Annotated in this window: 23 protein-coding genes; 6 read left to right on the top strand and 17 right to left on the bottom strand. The window is 63.4% G+C overall.

Annotated elements, in window-relative coordinates; genetic code table 11:
- The first annotated feature begins 14 nt into the window (after nt 1-14).
- The 4 genes from O4H32_RS14400 to arsB are packed head-to-tail and all read left to right on the top strand — an operon-like array spanning nt 15 to nt 2,678.
- Nucleotides 15-347 carry an ArsR/SmtB family transcription factor gene (locus tag O4H32_RS14400; protein WP_000447876.1) on the top strand — a complete coding sequence of 111 codons (333 nt, stop codon included), beginning with the start codon at nt 15-17 and terminating at the stop codon, nt 345-347.
- Complete coding sequence (gene arsH / locus O4H32_RS14395; protein WP_001239389.1) at nt 344-1,111, top strand: arsenical resistance protein ArsH; 768 nt, start codon at nt 344-346, stop codon at nt 1,109-1,111. The genes O4H32_RS14400 and arsH overlap by 4 nt, the downstream gene beginning before the upstream one ends.
- Nucleotides 1,108-1,614, top strand: a complete 507-nt coding sequence (locus tag O4H32_RS14390; protein ID WP_000140066.1) for an arsenate reductase ArsC — start codon at nt 1,108-1,110, stop codon at nt 1,612-1,614. Before arsH ends, O4H32_RS14390 begins: the two co-directional genes overlap by 4 nt.
- Nucleotides 1,611-2,678 (top strand): ACR3 family arsenite efflux transporter, encoded by a 1,068-nt coding sequence (gene arsB / locus O4H32_RS14385; protein WP_001272375.1) that lies wholly within the window; start codon nt 1,611-1,613, stop codon nt 2,676-2,678. Before O4H32_RS14390 ends, arsB begins: the two co-directional genes overlap by 4 nt.
- 354 nt (nt 2,679-3,032) lie before the next feature.
- Here arsB and O4H32_RS14380 read toward each other — a convergent pair whose 3' ends face one another.
- The 11 genes from O4H32_RS14380 to guaA all read right to left on the bottom strand — a co-directional run bounded on the left by O4H32_RS14380 (nt 3,033) and on the right by guaA (nt 12,573).
- On the bottom strand, nt 3,033-3,257 hold the full coding sequence (locus tag O4H32_RS14380) for a type I toxin-antitoxin system ptaRNA1 family toxin (protein ID WP_000211355.1): 225 nt from the start codon (nt 3,255-3,257) through the stop codon (nt 3,033-3,035).
- 63 nt (nt 3,258-3,320) lie between these two features.
- Complete coding sequence (locus O4H32_RS14375; protein ID WP_000213809.1) at nt 3,321-3,569, bottom strand: hypothetical protein; 249 nt, start codon at nt 3,567-3,569, stop codon at nt 3,321-3,323.
- A gap of 4 nt (nt 3,570-3,573) precedes the next feature.
- Entirely contained in the window at nt 3,574-5,001 is a 1,428-nt protein-coding gene (trbL, locus tag O4H32_RS14370; protein ID WP_269360298.1) for a P-type conjugative transfer protein TrbL, read from the bottom strand.
- A 10-nt stretch (nt 5,002-5,011) separates the two neighbouring features.
- Nucleotides 5,012-5,248 carry an entry exclusion lipoprotein TrbK gene (gene trbK, locus O4H32_RS14365; RefSeq protein WP_000718002.1) on the bottom strand — a complete coding sequence of 79 codons (237 nt, stop codon included), beginning with the start codon at nt 5,246-5,248 and terminating at the stop codon, nt 5,012-5,014.
- Nucleotides 5,249-5,260: 12 nt separating this feature from the next.
- Nucleotides 5,261-6,040 carry a P-type conjugative transfer protein TrbJ gene (gene trbJ, locus O4H32_RS14360; RefSeq protein ID WP_000836966.1) on the bottom strand — a complete coding sequence of 260 codons (780 nt, stop codon included), beginning with the start codon at nt 6,038-6,040 and terminating at the stop codon, nt 5,261-5,263.
- A gap of 140 nt (nt 6,041-6,180) precedes the next feature.
- Nucleotides 6,181-6,369: a FitA-like ribbon-helix-helix domain-containing protein gene (locus O4H32_RS14355; RefSeq protein ID WP_000024442.1), complete on the bottom strand. Its 189-nt coding sequence runs from the start codon at nt 6,367-6,369 to the stop codon at nt 6,181-6,183.
- Between the two features lie 1,032 nt (nt 6,370-7,401).
- The gene (gene repC, locus O4H32_RS14350; RefSeq protein ID WP_000743064.1) at nt 7,402-8,283 is read right to left on the bottom strand and encodes a replication protein C, IncQ-type; all 882 of its coding nucleotides are present in this window, start codon (nt 8,281-8,283) and stop codon (nt 7,402-7,404) included.
- Nucleotides 8,270-9,097 carry a helicase RepA family protein gene (locus O4H32_RS14345; RefSeq protein ID WP_001162384.1) on the bottom strand — a complete coding sequence of 276 codons (828 nt, stop codon included), beginning with the start codon at nt 9,095-9,097 and terminating at the stop codon, nt 8,270-8,272. The genes repC and O4H32_RS14345 overlap by 14 nt, the downstream gene beginning before the upstream one ends.
- 4 nt (nt 9,098-9,101) lie before the next feature.
- Nucleotides 9,102-9,323 carry a helix-turn-helix transcriptional regulator gene (locus O4H32_RS14340; RefSeq protein WP_001179606.1) on the bottom strand — a complete coding sequence of 74 codons (222 nt, stop codon included), beginning with the start codon at nt 9,321-9,323 and terminating at the stop codon, nt 9,102-9,104.
- A gap of 147 nt (nt 9,324-9,470) precedes the next feature.
- On the bottom strand, nt 9,471-10,673 hold the full coding sequence (locus tag O4H32_RS14335; RefSeq protein WP_000954590.1) for a tyrosine-type recombinase/integrase: 1,203 nt from the start codon (nt 10,671-10,673) through the stop codon (nt 9,471-9,473).
- Nucleotides 10,674-10,977: 304 nt separating this feature from the next.
- The gene (guaA, locus tag O4H32_RS14330; RefSeq protein ID WP_269360297.1) at nt 10,978-12,573 is read right to left on the bottom strand and encodes a glutamine-hydrolyzing GMP synthase; all 1,596 of its coding nucleotides are present in this window, start codon (nt 12,571-12,573) and stop codon (nt 10,978-10,980) included.
- A gap of 168 nt (nt 12,574-12,741) precedes the next feature.
- Here guaA and O4H32_RS14325 point away from each other — a divergent pair, with 168 nt between their 5' ends.
- Together O4H32_RS14325 and O4H32_RS14320 are read left to right on the top strand one after the other, a co-directional pair.
- The gene (locus O4H32_RS14325; RefSeq protein ID WP_269360296.1) at nt 12,742-14,004 is read left to right on the top strand and encodes a YbfB/YjiJ family MFS transporter; all 1,263 of its coding nucleotides are present in this window, start codon (nt 12,742-12,744) and stop codon (nt 14,002-14,004) included.
- Entirely contained in the window at nt 14,001-14,720 is a 720-nt protein-coding gene (locus O4H32_RS14320) for an alpha/beta fold hydrolase (RefSeq protein WP_269360295.1), read from the top strand. Before O4H32_RS14325 ends, O4H32_RS14320 begins: the two co-directional genes overlap by 4 nt.
- Before the next feature lie 24 nt (nt 14,721-14,744).
- Here O4H32_RS14320 and O4H32_RS14315 read toward each other — a convergent pair whose 3' ends face one another.
- The 6 genes from O4H32_RS14315 to O4H32_RS14290 all read right to left on the bottom strand — a co-directional run bounded on the left by O4H32_RS14315 (nt 14,745) and on the right by O4H32_RS14290 (nt 24,065).
- Nucleotides 14,745-15,944 carry an amidohydrolase gene (locus O4H32_RS14315; RefSeq protein WP_269360294.1) on the bottom strand — a complete coding sequence of 400 codons (1,200 nt, stop codon included), beginning with the start codon at nt 15,942-15,944 and terminating at the stop codon, nt 14,745-14,747.
- Nucleotides 15,945-15,948: 4 nt separating this feature from the next.
- On the bottom strand, nt 15,949-17,409 hold the full coding sequence (guaB, locus tag O4H32_RS14310; RefSeq protein ID WP_269360292.1) for an IMP dehydrogenase: 1,461 nt from the start codon (nt 17,407-17,409) through the stop codon (nt 15,949-15,951).
- A gap of 139 nt (nt 17,410-17,548) precedes the next feature.
- Entirely contained in the window at nt 17,549-21,598 is a 4,050-nt protein-coding gene (gene purL, locus O4H32_RS14305; protein ID WP_269360291.1) for a phosphoribosylformylglycinamidine synthase, read from the bottom strand.
- Nucleotides 21,599-21,643: 45 nt separating this feature from the next.
- Nucleotides 21,644-22,198, bottom strand: a complete 555-nt coding sequence (gene greB / locus O4H32_RS14300; protein ID WP_269360290.1) for a transcription elongation factor GreB — start codon at nt 22,196-22,198, stop codon at nt 21,644-21,646.
- 22 nt (nt 22,199-22,220) lie between these two features.
- A complete protein-coding gene (locus tag O4H32_RS14295; protein ID WP_269360288.1) occupies nt 22,221-23,057 on the bottom strand; it encodes a PHP domain-containing protein in 837 nt (278 codons plus the stop codon).
- Between the two features lie 48 nt (nt 23,058-23,105).
- Nucleotides 23,106-24,065, bottom strand: a complete 960-nt coding sequence (locus O4H32_RS14290; RefSeq protein ID WP_269360286.1) for an alpha/beta fold hydrolase — start codon at nt 24,063-24,065, stop codon at nt 23,106-23,108.
- Nucleotides 24,066-24,251 lie beyond the last annotated feature (186 nt).

Genomic DNA, 24,251 nt, shown 5'->3' with positions numbered 1-24,251 from the left:
ACTATTATTGAAACATGGAAACGATAAATGCTGTAGCCGCCCTGGCGGCCATCGCTCAAGAATCGCGCCTCGCGGTGTTCCGGCTTCTCGTCCAGGCCGGCCCCGCCGGCATGGCCGCCGGAAAAATCAGCGAAGCGGCCGGCATCCCGCCGTCTTCGCTATCCTTCCACCTGAAAGAGCTGGCACACGCCGGCATGGTCACGTCGCGGCAAGAAGGCCGATTTGTGATCTACGAGGCGAACTTTTCGACGGCCACTAACCTGGTGGCCTTTCTCACGGAAAACTGCTGCGGCGGCCAGGTGTGCAACCTGTCTTGCACCACGGAAGCCGGGAAGGTGTTGGCATGAGACTTCGCCATCTTTCCGACCCCGATTCTTTGCCCGCTTTGGACAAATCCTTTGCCATCGAGCGCCCGGCGCTCGGGCTGGCACCCGACGCCCCGCCGGTGCGTATCCTGCTGCTGTATGGCTCGCTGCGCGCCCGCTCGTTCTCACGGCTGGCCGTCGAGGAAGCGGCCCGGCTGCTGCAATTCTTTGGCGCAGAAACACGCATCTTCGACCCGTCCGATTTGCCGTTGCCCGATCAAGTGCAAAGCGACGATCACCCGGCCGTCAAGGAGCTGCGCGCCCTGTCCGAGTGGTCAGAGGGACAAGTCTGGTGCAGCCCGGAACGCCACGGTCAGATTACCAGTGTCATGAAGGCGCAGATTGACCATCTGCCGCTTGAAATGGCCGGCATCCGGCCGACCCAAGGCCGCACCCTGGCCGTGATGCAGGTATCCGGCGGCTCGCAGAGCTTCAACGCCGTGAACACCTTGCGTCTGCTCGGCCGCTGGATGCGAATGTTCACCATTCCGAACCAGTCGAGTATCGCCAAAGCGTTCCAAGAGTTCGACGCGGCGGGCCGCATGAAGCCCTCGCCGTACTACGACCGAATAGCCGATGTGATGGAAGAACTGGTGCGCTTCACGGCGCTGGTACGGCCGCACCGTGAAGCACTGACAGACCGCTATTCCGAACGGAAAGCGGCCGGCCACGTCATCGACGAGGCCACCGATCTTTCATCCATCGCCATTGCTCCCCAGCCACTACCAGAAAGCGAAACATCATGACCGAAAGAATCTATAACGTCCTCATCCTCTGCACCGGCAATTCGGCGCGCAGCATCATGGCCGAAGCTCTCATCAACACGATGGGGCAAGGGCGCTTCCGCGCCTACAGCGCCGGCAGTCACCCAACCGGCAAGGTCAATCCCTTCGCCGTCGAAAAGGTGGAGTCGGTGAATTACCCGACCGAGAATCTGCGCAGCAAGAGCTGGGACGAGTACGCCACGCCCGACGCACCGAAGATGGACTTCATCATCACCGTCTGCGACAACGCCGCCGGCGAAATGTGTCCGGTGTGGCCTGGTCAGCCGATCTCGGCGCATTGGGGATTTGAAGACCCGGCCGCCGTCGAAGGCACTGACGCCGAGAAGCGCCGGGCCTTCGAACAAACCTTCCGGCACATGATGAACCGCGTCCGCCTGTTCGTGAATCTGCCTCTCAAAATGCTTGACCAGACGGCCATCAAGCGCGAGCTGGCGAACATCGGCAAGACCGAGCAGGAAGCATGAGCGCCGGCGCACAGGCCATCGCCGCGAAGCCGCGCCAGGCCCCGATGAGCGGCTTCGAGCGTTACCTGACGCTGTGGGTGGCCCTGTGCATCGTCGCCGGTGTTGCGCTCGGCCAGGGCCTTCCTGACGTGTTCCAGGCCATAGGCCGCATGGAAGTGGCCCAGGTCAATTTGCCGGTGGGCCTGCTGATTTGGGTAATGATCGTCCCGATGCTGGTCAAGATCGACTTCGGGGCGCTGCACCAGGTCAAAGAGCATTGGCGCGGCATCGGCGTCACGCTGTTCGTGAATTGGGCCGTCAAGCCATTCTCGATGGCCCTGCTGGGGTGGCTGTTCATCCGACAAGTGTTCGCTCCGTTCCTGCCGGCCGATCAACTGGACAGCTACATCGCGGGCTTGATCTTGCTGGCCGCCGCGCCCTGCACGGCAATGGTGTTCGTGTGGAGCCGCCTTACCAACGGCGACCCGCTTTTCACGCTCTCGCAAGTGGCTCTGAACGACGCCATCATGATCGTGGCCTTCGCGCCCATCGTCGGCCTGCTGCTGGGCATGTCCTCGATCTCGGTGCCTTGGGACACGCTGCTGATTTCGGTCGTGCTCTACATCATCGTGCCGGTGATCCTGGCGCAGCTCTTGCGGCGGCATCTGCTCAAGCAAGGACAGGCCGCCTTTGAACGGGCCATGCAGAAGATCGGGCCGTGGTCGATGGCCGCGCTGCTGCTGACGTTGGTTCTACTGTTCGCCTTCCAGGGCGAGGCCATCATCCGGCAGCCGTTAGTGATCGCCATGCTAGCCGTGCCGATCTTGATTCAAGTGTTCTTCAATTCCGGGTTAGCCTACTGGCTGAACAAGCGGGCGGGGGAAAAGCACTCTGTCGCCTGTCCTTCGGCCCTGATCGGTGCCAGCAACTTCTTCGAGCTGGCCGTGGCGGCCGCCATCAGCTTGTTCGGTCTGCACTCCGGCGCTGCATTGGCAACCGTGGTCGGCGTCCTGGTCGAAGTGCCGGTGATGCTGCTGGTCGTGCGCGTGGTGAATCGCTCGAAGAGCTGGTACGAACGAGGTTGAACATGAGTAGGAAAAAACTGAGGAAATGATTGCAGATTGCCGCGCCGGCCGCTTCCTGGCGCATTCGATCACTGACCTGGAACACCTAGTATCCATGCTTGCTGAGGTCGCCCGATGACAGACCCAAAGAACCTAGAGAACAGGCTGCATGAGAAGGCCGACCCGGCCCGCGCCGTTTCCACTGGTCGGGTGCGCTACACACTGGCCGAACTACTGGCCGACGCGGAAGCATCCGGGGCTTACCCGCTGCCGCCGGAGGAACGCGAATGGATGGATGCGCCGTCTGTGGGTCGGGAATGGCCAAACAGTGAAGATTGAAAAAGGCGGCCAGTTCGAGTGGCCGCCCTTTCGTCATTAGCTGCACGCTTGGCGCAAGGCGTTCATTGCTTCTTGAAAATCAGCCTGTGTCGCCCGGCCCGTTTCAGCTTGGTAGTACACCACCATAAAAGCATTAGCGACGGCTTCGGCCAATGGCCCAAGGCTCCGCGCTTCCGCTTGGTTGATGTACTCCAAAGAAGAAAGAATAGCCGCTGCTTGATGCACTGCTTGCCCTGGTTCGATAATATGTTGTGTTGTCATAATTCACCTCTCCAGTAGGTGTTGATTGAAAGTGCCGGGCTGGTTGTGGCCAGCCCGGTGCGCCTACAGGTACAGCCCCGCCGCCTCCGCGAATGCTGACCGCTCATTCCTGCCGCCATTAACCTCAATACTTATCGGCTTAGTTTCGCTCTCTCTCATAGGGTCTGGCCGTGATACAAAAGCGGCTGTTTCTGTCTCTGCATCGACCTCGGTCGATTGATCACCCAGCGGCGAAATAAATACCTGGCTGACTTCTTCCCTTGGCGCTTCATCCAGGGCCGCCAATGCGGCCATGTATGTTGATGTCGTCATCGTGCTAACTCCTGACTTCGTTACTATCTGGGCCAGAATCGGCGCCCAAGCTATTGCCCTCGAACTGGCCAGATTGGCTTGCTTCTTTCGGCTCCATGCTTTCGCGTATCGAAGCAGCCAGTTTTCCGCCTGTGGTTTCGCTCACTCGCTCCTGGAATCCCTGCTTCACTTGAGAGCCGACACCCTTGGCTAACTCGGAGGCCGTGCCTGTGGCCAGCTTCGCGGCCTTGGCAAAGCCGCCACTGCTTGAGCTACTGCCGCTGTCACCAAAGCCAGCCGCTTGGGCGAATGGGCTACTGCCAGCAGTACCCGCTTCACCACCACCGTTTCCGCCACTGCTGACAACTGACCCCATGCTGGACATGTCACCGCCGGTTTCCATACTCGCTGATGCTTTCTGAAAAGCCGCTTGGAGTGCACTTGCACCTCCGGCTGCACCGGCTGCGGCACCCATAACCGCTTTACCTGCCAGGGCAGCGCCGCCAGTTGCCATACTGGCCGCCGTCACCGCCGCCCCAACTGCCGCACCCGCACCGAAGTTTCCAATTCCACCGGCTGCGCCAATACCACCACCAGACACAAGACCAGAAATCATCGGCGGAACTTTGTTGACCAAGAAAAGCAAGATGACCGATATAACCAACATCACGGCCAGTTCCTGGGATGCCATGTTCTCGCTGATTTGCGTGTAGTAGTGATTGATGAACTCTTTGCCAATCGCAACCAGAAGCACCATTGCCATAAGCTGTGCGGCCAGGCCCAGCACGGTCTTGTAGTAATTGATCGCCATGTCGGAAGTCCAACGACTTCCACCAAAGCCAAGGAAGAACACACCGGCATACAACAGAATCCAGGCTGATGCGAGCAACAGCAACAGGTTGACCGCAATCAACGCCAGGACAAACAAAACAGCCAGGGCCATTAGCTCCATGACCAGAGCAGTTGCCATCTGCCGCCATCCCAGCTCCGAGGTGGCCTGTACTGTGCGGTTGTATAACTCGAAACCAAGATCAAGGATGCTGGAGGGCCCAAGATTGCTATTGGAAAGTCCCCCCGCCTGCGCGCCCAGAGTTTGCAATGACTGAACAATCGTACCGGCGATATTCATGCCCTGGTTCGCATTCGTCAGCAACCACCAGAAAAAGCCGGTGAAGATCGTGAAGCGAACGAACTCCGCGAAGAACTCGCCAATGTCGGCCTTGCGCAAAGCCATCATGCCGAATGTCCAGACCATCGAAATCACAACCAGCGTCCAGAACAAACGCGATGCAGCGGACTCAATAGCTGGCCCCCATGTTGCGGCAGCATCATGAAAACGCTTGAGCACATCATTCATAACACCGCTGCTACTTAGCTCCTGCGCCATTGCAGGTTCAGCCAGCACCATTGTGGCGACCATCATCAAGCCACCTAGAGCAATTTTCTTTCTCATGGCGACCACCTCAATAATCATCTTTAGGGCTGGGCTTGAACTCCCACTGACGCATCTGCTTGGCCTTCTGGAATGCTCTGCATTCCTCGGTAAAGGCCTCTCGGTTCGCTTCGCTGCGCATTTCATTCAGTGCTGCCTGGAACGCATCGGGGGCACACGTCGCCGCATTTGGTTCGGGCATCCTTTCCTGTTCACATCCAGCCAACAACAGCAACGTAGCCGCGGTAGTAAAAAAGATTTTTTTCATCTCACCGCCTCCCTAGTAGTTGTCTGCCGGACTCGGGCGAAACGTCCAGGTACGCATTTGCTCGGCCCTGGCATCACCTCGCGCCTCGGCATCGAGTTCTGCTGCAATCCGGGCTGCCTCCGCGTTGTGTTGGGCGGTCAACATGGTGCGAATCTGCAAGAGCTGATTGGCCTGCTGGCTGGCGAGCTGGTTGGCGTAGCCGATGGCCTGTAGCTGGCCAGTTGCACCCTGGGCCGCGCCTTGCAGCCGCTCCAGGGTACGGGCGTCATCCTTCAAAGCCTTTTGCTGGTCGGCAACGGTCTGGAACAGGGCATCGTTGGCCTTCTTTTGCGACTCTGACGCCAGGCGGCGGTTCTCTTCCATCGCTGCCTTTTCGGCCGGCGTGCATCCGCCGCTGCCGTTGAAGCATGGCGAGCTGCGGTAATAGGCCACGTCCTGAAACTTGGCCAGGTAACGATCCAGGCTGCCTAGCTGGTTCTCGTAATAGGCCAGCGTGTTTTGCGCGGCAATCAGCCGGTTGATCGTAGTCTGCGCCTGATCCCAGATATACGCGGCTGGGGCCATCGTGTTCTGGAGCTGATTTTCGTACTGCTGCAACTGGGTCTGGTACTGCTCAATCTGCTTGAGCGTCTGCGCCACCGACTCGATGGCCGTCATGATGTTCTGGGCCAGGTTGCCGCCGTCGATGACGGGGATACCAGCTTGCACAGGGGCGGTGGTAGTGGTGATAAAGCCGGTTGCGAGTGCAACGGCTAGAGCGGTTTTTTTAGCCGCTAAAATTTTGGACTTCATGGTCGTACTCCGTCGATGAAAAGAAGGCATTGCCTTGACCAAGCGTTGTGCTTGTTCTCGGCAACGTTTCATCGAAGAGCTACGCCACTAGCTGATCGGTATTGCCCTTGGCGCTGAGGCCCGGACTTACAAACGTAAAACTACTCTGTTTTTTTATCGCTTTCGGACAAGCCAACTTCCCGGCCAATCTCTTCAAGCTCTAGCGGCTGTACTGCCGCCGTCAGTATTTCGCGTATTTCCGCGTCGGTGCTCCTATCGTTGAGCGCTGCTCGAACTTTCAACGCACGGTGCACCTCGGCGGGTAAATTCCTGATAAGCACATTTGCCATATCAATACCCTTTTGGTGTACCCGACAACCATGCTATCAAAGATATTAAAAATAGCAAGACCTATACTCTTGCAACCGGCGGTAGCCGATCAGCCCCGCAGGGCAGGATTCCCGTTGAGTGCCCCCGGCGCGAATAAGGGACAGTGAAGATAGATAACCGGCTTGCCGGTTAGCTAACTTCACCCATCCTGCCCGCATTTCACCCACTATTGAAAATCTAGCGCATATCGAACGTAAAGCGTTTTATCGTCAAACAAACACCGATTCTTGGCAACATAACCGTAATCGTCACCAAATCGGCCTGCAATCGACATAGTCGCTTCAAAATCGCTGCTCAATCGGCTTTAAATCGGAACCTAAAATGCCAACAATCGACACAAACCATTCGCCCCGATGGGGCGAGTTGGACGCCAAAAAAGAAGGGCATAACCCGCCCCTCAAGTGTCAATGAACACAAGAAATTTGCCTCCCCTCCCGTCATACCACTAAGGCGACGTATTGATACTTGAGGGGCAACCTTTCCTGATGTTGACACCTTCACGCAGGTTACTGGTTATGGGCGTCCAACACACACGGCTCATTCCTGCTTGGTAATAATAAGAATAATAATCTTCTTATTATTCTTACCGAACGAATGGGCACTGCTTAGCCATTTCACGTTTCGAGCCAAGGTTTCAGTACAGATAACTACAAGTGCACACAGCGGCCCTCCAGCACCGTTAGACGCAGATTCTGCTTCAGCTCATGGAATAAGGGACTCCGGGTTGTTTTCCCCTCTCACAAGGCGTTTCAGCGGCCACTGAAGCCGCCTTCTCTTCTTGGCGTTAAACCATCGGCCTATGGCCGATTGATAAAGCCCGCCAGGGCTTTATTGGCAAGGTCAGAACGCGCCCTCAAGGCGCGAGCTGCACCGCGCATGATGGATTATCTTTAGATAATCTTGGATGGATTTCCCAAACTGCCCGCAAAGCAGCGCACCGTCTGGGTTTTCCAAATTGGGACGGGGAACGTTACGACGGCAGAAGGGGAGCGTTACGACGGTAACAAGGGAACGTTACGACGGTAAACGGGTGCAGTTGCCGTGGGGCCAGGCCTCTTGATCTCCCATTTTCCCTTGGCGTATTCGTTCACTACCCAACCCACGGCGGCAAGTTCGGCCAGTGCCTTCCGGGCAGTCTGACGGCGTTTTTTCATAGCTTCGGCATTGGCTTCATCTGGCCAGACATAGCCGCAAAGCGTGTCCAGTTCCACGCGCCCGGATTTGCCGGGGTCGATCCAGCCGCATAGCCGTTGGTGCATCAGCCGTGCCGGATCAGTCTGTAGCACCCGCACTTCCGCCATGTCGATACGGGCATATGGACGATGCCCCAGGATCGCTTCGGCAATACGCGGATTCAGGGCAACCCATAGCCTGCCGTCCGTCTCGTCAAAAGCATGACTCATCAGGTGGAACGCGGCTTGCCGCCGTCCCTTCGTCACAAGGATGGTGACGTTCGACATGCGCAGCAGGCTGGCTTTGAGCGCCTTGATGTTGTCGCCGCTATCCGTCATGCCCGTTTCTGAGAGCAGTTTGGTCAGGCTCTCACGAACCACCAAGCCGTCTTGCTCAATGGCTTCGAAACGGGGTTCAAGGAATAGCCGTAGCTGTCGCCCCGTCTCACTGGTCGGTTCCGGGGTTAGCAAGATGCCGTTCGGGCCGCCAAGGGCCACGATGCCTTGCAAAAGACGCATATCATCGGCCCCGAGAGGTTCGAATCCGACGAAACGCATGGATTCGTCCTCGCCAAAGGTGTAGGTCACGTCCAGCTTGCAGCGTTTGCGATCGCCACGCTTGAGGCTGCGGAACAGGCCAGGTGCCAAACAGTGCGCGGGATCATGTCGGACGTGGGTCAGGTCATGCTTAGGCTTCTTCACGCTGTCTCCTTTTCACCTTGCACTGCCGCTCCAGTACAGCAGGCTTCAACACGCCGCCGTCGTGCCGTCTAAACCAGAGTTCTTGAAAAGGTGCGCCATAGTTGGCCTTGCTGACGCCAAAGCGGACAAAATACCCACGCTGACAATCATCGACCCCCAGTATCTCGGCCTCGCCTTGCGTCATGCCGGATAGGTACGATTGCCAACGGATGTTATCAACCAGTACGGACGATCCACGACTGGCCTGCTGTTGATCGCCCGACCCCATCATGGCTGCGCTTTTACTCGCGTGGTGCAGAAACACAATGGAGCAGCCTGTATCAGCGGCTATGGCCTCCATGTGCCCAACAACCTGCGCCATCGGCCCGCTAGCGTTCTCCTCCTCAATGTGGAAGCGCCGCAAAGTGTCCAAGATCATCAAGCGACGACCTTCAGCGGCTCGTTTGAGAGCATCGAACCAGCTAGCAGCCATGATGTTTGGGCATTTACCGATCAAGGGTTCAATGAGCAAACCATCAGCCACGGCTTGCCGTTCCGCTGCGCTGAGGTGTGCCCCAAGGGCGTGCAGACGATGGTGAATAGCGGCCGGTGGATCTTCAGCAGGCAGATAGACCACTTGCCCGGTGGGAAACTCGCCTATTTCAAGTAAATCAGGCCCGCCTGCAATCTGTGCAGCCAATTGAAGGGCCAACATGGATTTACCAGCCCCACCAGGCGACACAAGAGCACCAACAGTGCCAGCAACCATATTAGGCAGAACATAATCAATGGGTGGCGGCAATTCCGTGAAAGCCGCCATAAGATCAAGAGCCATATAACTAGCCCTCTATAGGGCCAGGTCGCGCAGCTTGATCACCCGATGATTTACGTGCCTCAATCCACTCTTCGACCTCTGACAAATCCCAGGCGACATTTCTACTGGTTAACGCGATACGGCGTGGAAAATCCCCTCGCTGCTCCAGGTTATAAATTGTTCGTGTCGAAAGCGGGATCATCTCCAGGAGCTTCTTCCTGTTGATGAGGGTCTTTATATTTTGCATGGGTCAATACCTCTCAAATGAATAGTTGCTATTCATCGAGTAGCTGCGCGAAGCAGCTAATCGGTAATTGACCTGCCCGATGCCAATGGCGGCCTTATTTATAAATTCACGGCATCAACTTCAATGCTATCAAAGATAGCAAAAACATCAACCCTTACTGCCTCCCGAAGTCCACTCATCAATCATATCGGCCCAATCCTGCAACATCGCCGCCCGCTGCTCGCGGTACTCAGCCTTGTTGTAGACAGCCCTCACGCCCTTCTGCTCGTGCGCCAGGCACTTCTCGATCCAGTCGGTGTTGTAGCCGGCCTCATGCAACAGCGTGCTGGCTGTGCGCCGCAAATCATGCGGTCCGAACTTGGTAAGTGACTTCCCATCTTTCTGCGCCGCCTTGTAAGTCAGCGTCAGCACCTGGTTAAGTGTGGCAGCGCTCATCGGCGCATCCGAGTCGTACCGTGATGGCAAAACGAAGTCGGAACCACCGGCAAAGGTTTTCATGGCAATGAAAATATCCAGAGCCTGCTGGGACAGAAATACCAGGTGCGGGTTACGGCGTTTCATCCGCTCCTTTGGAATCGTCCACAACGCTTCGCTGAAATTGATCTCGCTCCAGGTCGCATTGGTCAGCTCGCTCTTGCGCACCATCGTCAGCAATAACAGCTTGGCCGCCGCACGGTTTGTTGGGCTTGTGCCCACTCGCTCCATGTACTGGTACATCAGCCCAATTTCTTCTGGCGTCAACGCTCGGTCACGTGGCTCGAATCGAGCGATGCTTGTTGGGCGCACCAGTTCTGCCGGGTTTTCGACCTTCTGCCCACGCTCGATGGCCCAGCGAAATACCTGCAACACGATTTCACGCACATGAACGGCGGTGGCCGGTGCGCCTCGCTCAACAATGGCATCAGCCAGCGCCCGCAAGTCTTCGTGGGTGATCTCCACCAGCTTCTGATTGCTGAATTTCGGCTTCAGCTCACGCTCATAAACCGAGCGGCGCATATCGCGGGTGGAGTCGGCCATCTGGTAGCCACGCAGCCACTTCTCCGCCCAGGCACCGAACGTCTCTGCATCTTTCACCCGCGCCTTGTCTCGGGCTTTCTCCTTGGCCGGCGACTTGCCCGCCGCAACCATCTTCTTGGCGTCACCCAACAGCTCGCGGGCTTCGGCCAGGGTGATGCCACCGACACCATAACGCCCAAAGGTGATGGTCTCCTGCCGACCGTTGATTGAGTAGTTGTAACGGAACGAGATGGAGCCGGCTGGAGTCACTGCCACATAGAGACCTTCCCGGTCATTCACTTTGTAGAGTTTGTCCCTGGGCTTGAGATTGCGCAGCTTGGTATCGGTCAGCATGTACCTTGTCCTTCTTCGTCTCCGATACCATGCTGAAAAAATCTCGAATTTATCGTATTTTTTCTTACGAAACAGTAACTTATAGAATATTAATACCATGAACACACAAAAGAACGCAGCATGGTATCGGCATCAATCATGGCATCGCCAAACCATAATACCAGCTTTAATGCCATGCTCAAACGGTGCTTGGCGCTTCCTCCCGTTGCCAGATCGTGCCAAACACAAACAAAAAAAAGCCCGCAATTACGCGGGCTTAGCGGCATTTCATGCCATCAGGTGCCTGGCTGTGCCAGACGCGGAATCATTCCCACTCGATCGTCGCCGGCGGTTTGCTCGACACATCGTACGTGACCCGGTTGATTCCGCGCACTTCGTTGATGATCCGCGACGACACCCGTTTCAGCAGCGCATAAGGCAGTTCCGCCCAGTCCGCCGTCATGAAGTCGGTGGTCTGCACGGCGCGCAGGGCCACGACGTAGTCGTAGGTGCGGCCGTCGCCCATCACGCCCACCGACTTGACCGGCAGGAACACGGTGAAAGCCTGGGACGTCAGGTCGTACCAGGACTTGCCGGATTCGGGCTCGATGGTGTTGCGCAGTTCGGTGATGAAGATGTCGTCGGCGCGGCGCAGCAGATCGGCGTATTCGCGCTTGACCTCGCCCAGGATGCGCACACCCAGGCCCGGGCCGGGGAACGGGTGGCGGAACACCATTTCCGGCGGCAGGCCCAGGGCCAGGCCCAGGTGGCGGACTTCGTCCTTGAACAGTTCGCGCAGGGGCTCCAGCAGCTTCAGGTTCAGGGTCTCGGGCAGGCCGCCAACGTTATGGTGGGACTTGATGGCGACGGCCTTGCCGGTTTTCGAGGCCGCCGATTCGATCACGTCGGGATAGATGGTGCCCTGGGCCAGCCAGCGCGCGGATTTCAGCTTGCCCGCCTCGACCTGGAAGACCTCGACGAATTCGCGGCCGATGATCTTGCGCTTGGCCTCGGGGTCGCTGACACCGGCCAGCTTGCCCAGGAACTGCTCGCTGGCGTCGATGTGGATGACGCGGATGCCCAAGTGCCGGGACATGGTGTCCATGACCTGCCCGGCCTCGTTGAGGCGCAGCAGGCCGTGGTCGACGAACACGCAGGTGAGCTGGTCGCCGATGGCCTTGTGGATCAGGGCAGCGGCCACGGAAGAATCGACGCCGCCGGACAGGCCCAGGATGACTTCGTCGTCGCCGACCTGTTCGCGGATGCGGGCGACGGCCTCGGCCACGTAATCGGGCATGTTCCAGTCGCGGGAGCAGCCGCAGATCTCGGTGACGAAGCGTTCCAGGATGGCCTGGCCCTGGGCGGTGTGGGTGACTTCGGGATGGAACTGGACGGCATAGAAGCCGCGTTCCTCGTCGGCCATGCCGGCGATCTCGCACGAGGGCGTGGAGGCCATGCGCTTGAAGCCCGGCGGCAGGGCCGTGACGCGGTCGCCGTGACTCATCCAGACCTTGAGCATGCCATGGCCTTCGGGGGTCTCGAAATCCTGCAGGCCGGTCAGCAGGCGGGTATGGCCGTGGGCGCGGACTTCCGCGTAGCCGAATTCGCGGTGGTCGGAAAATTCGACCTGGCCGCCCAGTTGCATGGCCATGGACTGCATGCCATAGCAGATGCCCAGCACCGGCACGCCCGCCTGGAAGACGGCGGCGGGGACTTTCATGGATTCCTCGGCGTAGGCCGAGGCATGGCTGCCCGACAGGATGATGCCCTTCAGACCCTGTGCCTGTTGTTCGCGGATGAAATCGTCGCCCACATCGCCCGGGTGGATTTCACAATAGACGCCGGTGTCGCGCACGCGGCGGGCGATGAGCTGGGTAACCTGTGAACCGTAGTCCAGGATGAGGATGCGCTGGTGGTGCATGATGGATGGGCGATCGGGTGGGCTGTTCAAGGCGTTAATGTAACCCAGGCGCGCCCCGGGTGTCCCGGCGCGGCGGCGCCCGCCGCTGATCGGAAAGCGGCAAGCGCCAGGTCTTGGTCCAACGCCCGCGTGCCGGTTACATTACAAGCCTGAAGGAGATCGCACCTCATGGCATTCCGCCCTATCCGCCTCCCCCTGCCCCTGGCCGGCCTGCTGGCCCTCGCCGTCGCCATGGGCATCGGCCGTTTCGCATTCACGCCCGTCCTGCCGATGATGCAAGCCGATCTGGGGCTGAGCCTGGCCCAGGGCAGCTGGCTGGCCAGCGCCAATTACCTGGGCTACCTGCTGGGCGCGCTCCTGGTCACTCACTTGAGCTGGTCGCCCGCAACCTTGCTGCGGTTTGGTCTGTGGCTGGTGGTGCTCATGACGGCGGCGATGGGCCTGGACAGCCACTGGCTGGGCTGGCTGGCGTGGCGGCTGCTGGCCGGTGTGGCCAGCGCCTGGGTGCTGATCGGGACGTCCGCCCTGTGCATTGCGCGCCTGAACGCCACGGGACAGACAGAACGCAGCGGCGTGGTGTTTGCCGGCGTGGGCTGCGGCATCACGTTCGCCGGGCTGGCCTGCATGGGCCTGACCCTGGCGGGAACGGCGGCTTCGCAGGCCTGGCTCTGGCTGGCGGCGGCGGCCCTGGGCGGGCTGCTGGGCGCCTCGATGCTGTGGCGCACCACGGACGCCGCGCCGAACGCAGCCCCGGCACCGCCCTCCCCCGTCTCCAGCGGCTCGGCTGCGTCCGCTGGACAGCCGTCGCCCAGCGAAACGCCCGCTTCCCTCCCCGCGGCAACGGCCACCGATCCACACGCCGCCACGCCCTTGCATTGGGGCCTGATCCTGTGCTATGGGGTCTACGGTTTCGGCTATATCCTGCCGGCCACATTCCTGCCGGCGCAGGCGCGGCTGCTGATCCCGGATCCCTGGCTGTTCAGCCTGGCCTGGCCGGTCTTCGGGCTGGCGGGCGCAGTGTCCACCGTGATGGCCAGCCGCCTGACGCGCCGCTACACGCGGCCTCAGATCTGGGCCGGCGCTCAGGTCGTGATGGCGGTGGGCGTATTGCTGCCTGCCGTGTGGCACACCCTGCCGGCGATTTTGCTGGCCGCCTGCTGCGTCGGCAGTACCTTCATGGTGATCACCATGGTGGGCCTGCAAGAAGCCCAGGCCGCCGTCGGCCAGGCCGGCGCCAAGCGCCAGATGGCGGCCATGACGGCTTCATTCGCCCTGGGGCAACTGATCGGGCCGATCTTCTTCAGCCTGACGCACGCCTGGTTCGGCGCATCGCTGGAATTCGCCCTGGTGCTGGGCACACTAGGTTTGCTGGCAGGCGCCATTCCCATTCTGCGGCTGCGCAGTCCCGCCGCTTCGCCTCGGGGGTCATGATGCATACGCCCCGAACCTATGTGCTGATCCACGGCGCCTGGCATGGCGGATGGTGCTGGTCGAGGATAGCCGAACGGCTGCGCAGCCACGGTCATCGTGTCTGCTCGCCCACCCTGCCCGGCCTGGGCGAACGCCGTCAGGAACCGGCGGACGGCATCGGTCTGGAAACCTTCATCCGGGATGTGTGCGATACCTTGACACGTGAACAACTGCGCGATGTCATCCTCGTCGGCCACAGCTTCGGCGGGCTGGCGGTGGCAGGCGCGGCCGACCGTCTGCCTGAACGCATCCGCAGGCTGGTGTTTCTGGATGCTTTCCTGCTGCCGCCGGGCGTATCGGCCTTCGACACGCTTCCAGCCGATGTCGTGGCCAAGCTGGAAGACCGGGCCGCAGATTCGAGCAGCCTTGCGCCCCCCAGGCCCGACAGCCTGGGCCTGACCGATCCGGCGGATATCGCCTACGTCCAGGCACGGCTGACGCCCCATCCGATCGGCACCTACCGCGAACCTCTGCGCCTGGCCCATCCGTTGGGAAACGGCCTGCCGGTGACTTATCTGCGCTGCGTCCAGCCGCTCTTTCCGGGCGTCTCGGAGGCCTACCGTTGGGCACGCGAAACGTACGGAGATCTCTGGTCCTGGGCGCAACTGGCCTGCGGCCACGAAGGGATGATCGACGCGCCGGAACGCGTGGCTGGGGCCTTGCTGGCTGTGGACTGACCCGGACGAGGTCTTGTCAGGCCATCAAGCGGCCAGCCGCTGGTAGGCCAGCGTAGCGAAGATCGCCGCGCCCTGCGCCAGCAGCGCATCGTCGAAATCGAACTCGGGATGGTGGCAGGTCAGGCCATCGTGACCCAGGAAGAAATACGCACCCGGGCAGTCATCCAGCAGGTAGGCGAAATCCTCTGATGCCATCAGCGGCGCAACGGGATCGACGATCCGGTCCGTGCCCAGCACGGCGGCGGCTGCGCGCTTGACGTGTGCCACCGGCCCGGCCTGGTTGATCGTGGGCGGCGAACTGAGCAGGTGGCGGAATTCGATCGCGCAACCGTAGCCTCGCGCTATGCCCTCGCACAGGTCGCGCAGCCGGCTCAGCACCCGGGATTGCGCTTCGCGAGACAGAGTGCGCACAGTGCCGCGCAGCACCGCATGATCGGCAATGACGTTGATGGCGCTGCCCGCCTGGAACTGGCAGACGCTGAGCACGGCCGTGTCGAAGGGGCTGACGTTGCGGCTGACGACGGACTGCAGGGACTGCACCAACGCCGCGCCGGCCACGATCGGGTCGTTGGCCTGATGCGGCATGGCGGCATGGCCGCCGACGCCCCGGATGTGGATCTCGAACAGGTCGCAGGCCGACAGGATGGCGCCGGTGCGCACGCCGATCCGCCCCGGACCGATGCAGTTGTTGTTGTGCAGGCCGTAGAGTTCATCGCAGGGAAAGTCGCGGAACAGGCCGGCTTCGACCAGTGCCTTGGCGCCTGTCAGGGGCTCCTCGGCCGGCTGGAAGATGAAGACGATGCGTCCGGCGAAGTCGGGATGGGCCGCCAGGTGGCACGCTGCGCCCAGCAGGATGGCGGTATGGCCGTCGTGGCCGCAGGCGTGTGCGACACCGGCATGGACCGAGCGATGATCGTGCGCGCCCCCATCCGGCATGGGCAGGGCATCCATGTCGGCGCGCAGCCCCAGGGACGGCCCCGCCCCCCGGCGTCCGTCCAGGACTCCGATGACGCCGGTGGTACCGCCGTACCCCGCATGCACGACAATGCCCCAGGAGCGCAGCAGTTCGGCCACACGGGCCGCCGTGCGGTGTTCCTGGTGGCCGAGCTCGGGGTGCCGGTGGAAATCCCGGCGCCAGGCCTGCATGGCTTGCGCCAGGCTGTCCTCGATGCGCACGCCCGCCGAAGCGGTATGGACGCCCGGGACCGGGTCGCTGGCGGCCACGCGTTCAGTCCGCCCGATAGTTGGGGGCTTCCTTGGTGATCTGCACGTCATGCACGTGCGATTCGCGGACCCCGGCGGCGGTGATCTCCACGAATTCGGCCTGGGCGTGCAGGTCCGAGATCGTGGCGCAGCCGCAATAGCCCATGGAAGCCCGGATGCCGCCCACCAACTGGTAGATGATGGCGATCACGCTGCCCTTGTAGGGCACGCGGGCCTCGATGCCCTCGGGCACCAGTTTGTCGACGTTGTTGTTGGGATCCTGGAAATAGCGGTCGGCGGAGCCGTCCGCCATGGCGCCCAGGCTGCCCATGCCGCGATAGGACTTGTACGAACGCCCCTGGAACAGCACGACCTCGCCGGGGGCTTCCTCGGTGCCGGCGAACATGCCGCCCATCATGCAGGTGGAGGCGCCTGCGGCCAGGGCCTTGGAGACGTCGCCGGAATAGCGGATGCCGCCGTCGGCGATCAGAGGCACACCCGTGCCTTCCAGGGCCTGGGCCACGTCGGCGATGGCGGTGATCTGCGGCACGCCCACGCCCGCCACGATGCGGGTGGTGCAGATGGAGCCCGGACCGATGCCGACCTTGACCGCGTCCGCGCCCGCCTCCACCAGCGCGCGCGCGGCGGCGGCGGTGGCGATGTTGCCGCCGACGACCTGGATGTTGGGGTAGTGTTTTTTCACCCAGCGGACGCGTTCGATCACGCCGGCCGAGTGGCCGTGGGCGGTGTCGACCACGATCACGTCCACGCCGGCGGCGGCGAGTTTTTCCACGCGCTGGTCCGTGCCCTCGCCCACGCCGACGGCGGCGCCGACGCGCAACTGGCCCTGGGCGTCCTTGCTGGCCAGCGGATGCTCGGTGTTCTTGACGATGTCCTTGACCGTGGCCAGGCCGCGCAACTGGAACTTGTCGTTGACGATCAGCACGCGCTCCAGGCGGTGGCGATGCATCAGGGCCTGGGCTTCTTCCAGGGTGGCGCCCTCGGTCAGGGTGACCAGGCGGTCCTGCGGCGTCATGACCTCGCGCAGGGACACGTCCAGGCGATCCTCGAAACGCAGGTCGCGGTTGGTGACGATGCCCACCAGCTTGCCGCCCTCGACGACCGGCAGGCCGGAGATGCCGTGCTGGCGCTGGAGCGCGATGGCGTCGCGCACCTTCATTGTGGGGGTGACTGTGACCGGATCGATCACGATGCCGAATTCATGGCGTTTGACGCGCGCGACCTCGCGCGCCTGATCGTCCGCGCTGAGGTTCTTGTGGACGATGCCGATGCCGCCTTCCTGGGCCATGGCGATGGCCAGGCGCGATTCGGTCACGGTGTCCATGGCGGCGGACACGAGCGGGATATTGAGCTGGATGCCCCGGGTCAGCTGCGTGACGAGGCGCGTATCGCGCGGCAGGACCTGGGAAAAGGCCGGGACCAGGAGGACGTCGTCGAAGGTCAGGGCTTTCTTGATCAGACGCATGGATGAACTCCGCACAAAGATCGATTATAGCGTTCCTGCAAAGGGTTTTCCCGCCCCGGCCCGGATGCCGCGGCGCGGCCGGGGGCCGTGGGGCTCCCCGGCCATCCCGGACCCGGGGTCCGGGATCGTGACCGGGCCGTCAGTCCAGGTAGGCCCGCGCGTTGCGGAACATGCGCATCCACGGCGTGTAGCCACCGTGCGGGGCGTCGTCGCCGCCCCGGTCGGCCGCGCTCCAGCGTTCCGGCCGCCAGGACATCATGACGTTGCGGGTCACCCGTTCCGGGTGCGGCATCATGACGGTGTAGCGGCCGTCGGCCGTGGTCACCGCCGTCAGGCCGGCCGGGCTGCCGTTGGGGTTGGCCGGATAGGATTCCGTGCGCGCGCCCCGGTTGTCGACGAAGGCCATGGCCTCGGCCACCCGGGCGGCGTCGCCCTGGCGGCTGAAATCGGCGAAGCCTTCGCCGTGCGCCACGGCGATGGGCACGCGCGCGCCGGCCATGCCGGCAAAGAAAATGGACGGTGAATCCAGGACTTCGACCAGCGACAGGCGCGCCTCGTATTTTTCGGACACGTTGCGGGTGAAGCGCGGCCAGGCGTCGGCGCCCGGAATGAAGTCGGCCAGCGCCGCCATCATCTGGCAGCCGTTGCACACGCCCAGCGCGAAGCTGTCCGGGCGCGCGAAGAAGGCACCGAACTGGTCGGCCAGCGCCGCGTTGAAGCGGATGGTGCGCGCCCAGCCCTCGCCGGCGCCCAGCACGTCGCCGTAGCTGAAGCCGCCCACCGCCACCAGGCCGCTCATGCCGTCCAGGCGGATGCGGCCGGACAGCAGATCGGTCATGTGCACGTCCACGGCCTCGAAGCCGGCCGTGTCGAAGGCCCAGGCCATCTCGACCTGGCTGTTACAACCTTGTTCGCGCAGGATGGCCATGCGCGGGCGCGCGCCGGTGGCGATGAAGGGCGCGGCGATGTCGTCCTGGGGATCGAAATCCACCTGCGGCGAGAGGCCCGGGTCTTCGGTGTCCAGCCAGGTGTCGTATTCGGCCTGCGCGCAATCGGGATGGTCGCGGCGCGCCATGATGCGCCGCGTGGTTTCGCTCCAGGCCCGGCCGAGTTCGGCCAGAGGGCGCTGATAGACGATGGCGCCGTCGCGGAAGACCTGCAGTTCCCGGCGCGCGTTGGGCATGCCCACCACGTGGGTGCAGTTCGACAGACCCGCCTGGCGCAGGTGGCGCAGCACGTCGTCGCGATGCGCGCGAGGGACCTGAAGCAGCCAGCCGGCCTCTTCATTGAACAGGGCCGCCAGATTGCGTTCGTGATTCTGGACGGCGACCTGGTCGGCGCGGATCTTGTAGTCGCCGGCATCGGCCGTGTGCGGGTCGATGGTCAGCATGTCCAGGTTCAAGGACACGCCCAGGCGTCCGGCGAAAGCCATTTCAGCCGCCGCCGCCAGCAGGCCGCCATCGGAACGGTCGTGGCACGCCAGGATCCAGCCCTGGGCCGCCAGTTCACGCAAGGCCAGGAAGGCGGCGCGCAGCAGCGCGGCATCGCGCAGATCCGGGGTTTCCGAGCCGATCCCGCCATAGGTATGGGCCAGCACCGAACCGCCCAGGCGCTGGCGGCCTTCGCCCAGGTCGATCAGCAGCAGCACCGAGCCGTCCGCCGCCTCGCGCAATTGCGGCGTCAGTGTGGCGCGCACGTCGGCGACCGGCGCGAAAGCCGTGACCACCAGCGACACCGGAGAGACGACCTGATGGTCGCCGGCCTGGTCCCGCCAGGCGGTGCGCATGGACAGGGAATCCTTGCCCACCGGAATCGACAGGCCCAGGCTCTGGCACCAGTCGCTGACGGCGGACACGGTGTCGTACAGGGCCGCGTCCTGGCCGGGCGCGCCGCAGGCGGCCATCCAGTTGGCTGACAGTTTGATGTCTTCGAGACGGGCGACGCCGGCGGCGGCCAGATTCGTCAGGGCCTCGGCCACGGCCATGCGGCCCGAGGCGGCCGGATTCAGGACCGCGATGGGGCTGCGCTCGCCCAGGGCCATGGCCTCGCCCGCCACGCCTTCGTGGTCACGCAGGGTGACAGCGCAATCCGCCACCGGCACCTGCCAGGGACCGACCATCTGGTCGCGCGCCGTCAGGCCGCCCACGGTGCGGTCGCCGATCGTGATGAGGAAGGATTTGTTGGCCACGGTGGGGTGACGCAGCACACGCTCGATGGCGTCCGGCAGTTCGACGCCGCTGAGATCCAGCGGTTCGCCCGCCACGGCGGCGTGCTGGGCGCCGCGCTGCATGCGCGGCGGCTTGCCCAGGATGACGTCCACCGGCACATCCACGGGACGCAGCCCGGCCGGCGTCACCTCGCCCGCCGGCCGGTCCAGGCCGGGCAGGCCCTCGTCCAGAGTGACACGCAGGCGGCGTTCCTCGGTGGCGATGCCGACCACCGCGTAGGGGCAGCGCTCCCGGTCCGCGATGCGCGCGAAGCGGTCCAGATCGTCGGGCCGGATGGCCAGCACGTAGCGTTCCTGGGATTCGTTGCTCCAGATCTCGGCGGGCGACAGACCGGATTCCTCCAGGGGCACGCGCCGCAATTCGAATTCCGCGCCGCGCCCGGCGTCGTTGACCAGTTCCGGAAAGGCGTTGGACAGGCCGCCCGCGCCGACATCGTGGATCGCCAGGATGGGATTGGATTCACCCTGCTGCCAGCAGCGGTCGATGACTTCCTGGGCGCGGCGCTGCATTTCGGGATTGCCGCGCTGCACGGAATCGAAGTCGAGTTCGGCCTGGTTGGTGCCCGCTCCCATGCTGGAGGCCGCACCGCCGCCCATGCCGATGCGCATGCCCGGGCCGCCCAGCTGCACCAGCAGCGAGCCCGGCGGCAGCGGGTCTTTGTGTGTCAGCCGCGCGTCGATCTGGCCCAGGCCGCCGGCCAGCATGATGGGCTTGTGGTAGCCCCAGCGCGTGCCGCCGGCCGTCTGTTCGAAGCTGCGGAAATAGCCCAGCAGGTTCGGCCGGCCGAATTCGTTGTTGAACGCCGCCCCGCCGATGGGGCCGTCGATCATGATGTCCAGCGGCGTGGCGATGCGATCGGGGGCGCCGCCCGCGTCCTCCCAGGGTTCGACAGCGTCGTCCACGCGCAGGTTCGACACGGTGAAGCCGGTCAGACCCGCCTTGGGCTTGGAACCGCGCCCCGTCGCGCCCTCATCGCGGATCTCGCCGCCCGCCCCGGTCGCAGCCCCCGGGAAAGGCGCGATGGCTGTCGGATGATTGTGTGTTTCGACCTTCATCAGCGTGTGGGCCACGATGTCGTGACGCCGGTAGACGGTGTCGGCGGCGTCGCCCGCATGAAAGACCCGCGCCGGTCCGCCGGCCATGATGGCGGCATTGTCCGAATAAGCGACGACCGTGCCTTCGGGCTGGGCGGCGTGGGTGGCGCGGATCATGTCGAACAGCGTGTGCGGCTGGGCCTGGCCGTCCACCGTCCAGTGGGCGTTGAAGATCTTGTGGCGGCAATGTTCGCTGTTGGCCTGGGCGAACATCATCAGCTCGACGTCGGTGGGATCACGCCCCAGGTCGCCATAGGCGCGCAACAGGTAGTCGATCTCGTCTTCCGACAGGGCCAGGCCCAGCCGCGCATTGCAGGCTTCCAGAGCGGCGCGACCCTCGGTCAGCACGGGCACGGCCTGGACGGGCAGGCCATCCAGCTGGGCGAACAACGCCTGGCCATCGAAACCGTCGTCCACCACGGTTTCGGTCATGCGGTCGTGCACGCAGGCGGCCACGGCGGCCAACTGGTCCGCGTCCAGCGCGCGCGTACCCAGCAGGCGGCGCTCCGGCACGATGGTGTAGCGCACCCCGCGTTCGATGCGGCGGACTTGGGGCAGGCCACAATGGCGGGCGATGTCGGTCGCCTTGCTGGCCCAGGGGGAAATGGTGCCCAGACGCGGGATCACCAGGAAGCGCGCCGCGTGCCGTTCGGCGGACGGGACTTCTATCGTTCGTCCGTCGTCCAGCAGCGCCCTCAGGCGTGCCTGACCCGCTTCGTCCAGCGCGCCGTCGATGCCGACGAAATGGCAGGTCTGCGCGCGGATGTCGGCCACCGGCAGATCCCGGGCGGCCAGGCCGCGCAACAGGCGCTCCCGACGGAAATCGGACAGGGCGGATGAACCGGGGATGATCAGTACGGTAGTCACGGCGGGACGGCTCGATGGCATGGAAACCGTCTATTTTAGCCGCCTTCAAGGCGCCGGATAGCCAATCTCCATGATGTCGAGTTCCTCGATCCCGGAGGGCGTGCGCAGGGTCACGGTGTCGCCCTCGCGCGCCTTGATCAGGGCGCGGGCCACGGGCGAGACCCAACTGATCTTCCCGGCCAGGGGCTCGGCCTCGTCCACGCCCACGATGGTGATGGTGAATGTCTCGCCCCGGCTGTCACAATAGCGCACGGTCGCGCCGAAGAACACCTGGTCGCGGTTGGGTTGCCGGGACGGATCCACGACCTCGGCGGATTCCAGGCGGCGCGTCAGATAGCGGATGCGCCGGTCGATTTCCCGCAGCCGCTTCTTGCCGTACAGGTAGTCGCCGTTCTCCGAGCGGTCGCCGTTGGACGCCGCCCACGAGACGACGGACACGACCTCGGGCCGCTCGACGTTCATCAGATGCATCAGCTCGTCGTTCAGCGCCCGGTAGCCGGTCACCGTCATGTAGTTCTTCGTCCCGGCGGGCAGCGCGCGGGATTCGGGCAGGTCATCGTCCCCATCGTCGTCCGACTCTTTGACGAAAGCCTTGTTCACAGCGCTCTCCTGAAAAAGCGGGTCATAGCCAATCCCGCCAGACGGGCACCAGACCGGCGGGCAGCGGCGGCGCCCTGCCCAGTTCGGTGCGGGGAATGCCCGGCGCGTGGAAATCCGAACCGCGCGAGGCTTCGAAACCGTAAGCTTGCGCGGCCTGGGCATAGCGCGCGCACTGGGCCGGCGTGTGACCGCTGGCCACGACCTCCAGGCCGACGCCCCCCCGCGCCTTGAATGTATCGAACAGCGCGTCGAACTGCTGCGGCGTATAGCGGTAGCGCCCGGGATGCGCGATCACGGCCTTGCCGCCGGCCGCGCGGATCCAGTCCACCGCCGACTCCAGGGCCGGCCAGCGTATCGGCGCGAAGGCCCGCTTGCCATCGCCCAGATAACGGTCGAAGGCCTGCTGCAGGGATTTGCAATGGCCTTGTTCCAGCAGGTGCCGGGCGAAATGCACGCGTCCGATCAATTCCGGGTTGTCCGCGTGCCGCAGGGCGCCCTCGTAGGCATCATCGATGCCGCAGTCCCGCAACCGTTCAGCGATTTCTCCGGCGCGATCGAAGCGGCTGCGGCGGATGGCGCCCAGACCGGCCTTCAGGTCGGTCTGTTCCGGATCGATGTTCAACCCCAGCACATGGATCGTGCGTTCGCAGAACGTCACGGAGATCTCCACGCCGGGAATGAAGCCCAGGCCCAGTTCGCGCGCCGCGGCGGCGGCCTCGGCCAGGCCGGAGGTCTCGTCGTGATCGCTCAGGGACCACCAGTCCACGCCCTGGGCGTAGGCGCGCGCGGCCACCTGCGCGGGCGGCAGGACGCCGTCGGAGCGGGACGAATGGCTGTGCAGGTCGACGTTCAAGGCCATGGTTTCGATGGGCGGGCGGACGATGGGCCGTCTGGAGGCGTCAAGCCCTCAAGGCGCGAGCAGGAAATCGCGCACCGACGCGATCTGGTCCGCGGCGCGCAGCGTGGGCGCGTGTCCCACGCCGTCGAATTCCACCAGACGGGCGCGTGGATTGCGTTCCGTCATGAGCCGCGCGGTGTCGCGCGTCAGGATGTCGGACTGCGAGCCGCGCAGGATCAGGGATGGCACGGACAGATGCTCCCAGGCCTGCCACAGCAGGGTTTCGGCGGCGACCGCGGTCTCGGACGTCTGCAGGGCGAACGGCTGGGCCAGGCGCAGATCATAATGCTTGACCCAACAGCCGTCCCGCTCGACGAACACGTGTTCGGTCAAGGCTGCCCAGCCGGCGGCGTCATGCGGCCCGAAGCCGGCGGACACCGCCCGCACGTAATCCACCGCTTGCTCGAAACGGTCGAAGCGCAGATCCTGGCCGACGTATTCGCCGATCCGCACCAGGCCGCCGACATCCAGGGCGGGACCGATGTCGTTGAACACCATGCGGCCCAACGGCACGTCGGCCGCCGCGCCCAGCCCCCATGAGCCGCGATCGGGACGCAGGACGGGGGACACCGCCGCCATGCCCGCCAGCCCCAGGCCGATCAAACCGCCCATGGAAGTGCCGACCCAGTCCAGCCGCGCCGGCTTCAGCCGGGCGACCAGTGTCACCAGGTCGGCGACATATTGGGGAATCACGTAAGCGTTGGGATCGATCAGCCAATCCGAGCGACCCCGCCCGACGATGTCCGGGCAGACCACGCGGTATTCGCGATCGAGCGCGCGCGCCAGCGGATCGAAATCCCGCCCGGTGCGGGTCAGACCGTGCACGCAGACCAGCACTCGGTCGTTGTCCGGATCGCCCCATTCCCAGTACGCCATCCGGTGCAGGCCCGCCGGGCTGGCGCAGGCGACGAAATCCAGACGTGGCTCGTCGGCCGGGCTGGAGCGGGCGGCGGGGAAAGCGGAAGACATGGGACACCTCGTGGCGGACGGATCCTGGTATTTAAACATGACGAGGCGCGGGGCGGGCCCCCCCCCCCCCCCCCCCCCCCCGGGGGGCGGGGGGGGGGGGGGGGCGCCCGGCGGCCGCCCAGCCTGTCTGAGGCCGGCCATGGATGCACTGTTTCTGCTTTTGCCGATTTCCCTGCTGTTCGTCCT

The organism is Castellaniella denitrificans (assembly GCF_027214045.1).
GTDB lineage: Bacteria > Pseudomonadota > Gammaproteobacteria > Burkholderiales > Burkholderiaceae_B > Castellaniella > Castellaniella denitrificans_A.
The sequence above is the reverse complement of the archived record's forward strand: the minus strand, read 5'-3'. Positions and strand labels throughout refer to the sequence as shown.

Excerpts from the sequence above, each read along its gene's own strand:
- O4H32_RS14380 (WP_000211355.1), bottom strand. The coding sequence starts at position 3,257 with ATGACAACACAACATATTATCGAACCAGGGCAAGCAGTGCATCAAGCA.
- O4H32_RS14340 (WP_001179606.1), bottom strand. The coding sequence starts at position 9,323 with ATGCAAAATATAAAGACCCTCATCAACAGGAAGAAGCTCCTGGAGATG.
- O4H32_RS14325 (WP_269360296.1), top strand. The coding sequence starts at position 12,742 with ATGGCATTCCGCCCTATCCGCCTCCCCCTGCCCCTGGCCGGCCTGCTG.
- guaB (WP_269360292.1), bottom strand. The coding sequence starts at position 17,409 with ATGCGTCTGATCAAGAAAGCCCTGACCTTCGACGACGTCCTCCTGGTC.
- O4H32_RS14375 (WP_000213809.1), bottom strand. The coding sequence starts at position 3,569 with ATGACGACATCAACATACATGGCCGCATTGGCGGCCCTGGATGAAGCG.
- trbL (WP_269360298.1), bottom strand. The coding sequence starts at position 5,001 with ATGAGAAAGAAAATTGCTCTAGGTGGCTTGATGATGGTCGCCACAATG.
- trbK (WP_000718002.1), bottom strand. The coding sequence starts at position 5,248 with ATGAAAAAAATCTTTTTTACTACCGCGGCTACGTTGCTGTTGTTGGCT.
- arsH (WP_001239389.1), top strand. The coding sequence starts at position 344 with ATGAGACTTCGCCATCTTTCCGACCCCGATTCTTTGCCCGCTTTGGAC.
- arsB (WP_001272375.1), top strand. The coding sequence starts at position 1,611 with ATGAGCGCCGGCGCACAGGCCATCGCCGCGAAGCCGCGCCAGGCCCCG.
- trbJ (WP_000836966.1), bottom strand. The coding sequence starts at position 6,040 with ATGAAGTCCAAAATTTTAGCGGCTAAAAAAACCGCTCTAGCCGTTGCA.
- O4H32_RS14335 (WP_000954590.1), bottom strand. The coding sequence starts at position 10,673 with ATGCTGACCGATACCAAGCTGCGCAATCTCAAGCCCAGGGACAAACTC.
- O4H32_RS14320 (WP_269360295.1), top strand. The coding sequence starts at position 14,001 with ATGATGCATACGCCCCGAACCTATGTGCTGATCCACGGCGCCTGGCAT.
- O4H32_RS14290 (WP_269360286.1), bottom strand. The coding sequence starts at position 24,065 with ATGTCTTCCGCTTTCCCCGCCGCCCGCTCCAGCCCGGCCGACGAGCCA.
- guaA (WP_269360297.1), bottom strand. The coding sequence starts at position 12,573 with ATGCACCACCAGCGCATCCTCATCCTGGACTACGGTTCACAGGTTACC.
- O4H32_RS14400 (WP_000447876.1), top strand. The coding sequence starts at position 15 with ATGGAAACGATAAATGCTGTAGCCGCCCTGGCGGCCATCGCTCAAGAA.
- O4H32_RS14355 (WP_000024442.1), bottom strand. The coding sequence starts at position 6,369 with ATGGCAAATGTGCTTATCAGGAATTTACCCGCCGAGGTGCACCGTGCG.
- O4H32_RS14345 (WP_001162384.1), bottom strand. The coding sequence starts at position 9,097 with ATGGCTCTTGATCTTATGGCGGCTTTCACGGAATTGCCGCCACCCATT.
- O4H32_RS14390 (WP_000140066.1), top strand. The coding sequence starts at position 1,108 with ATGACCGAAAGAATCTATAACGTCCTCATCCTCTGCACCGGCAATTCG.
- O4H32_RS14295 (WP_269360288.1), bottom strand. The coding sequence starts at position 23,057 with ATGGCCTTGAACGTCGACCTGCACAGCCATTCGTCCCGCTCCGACGGC.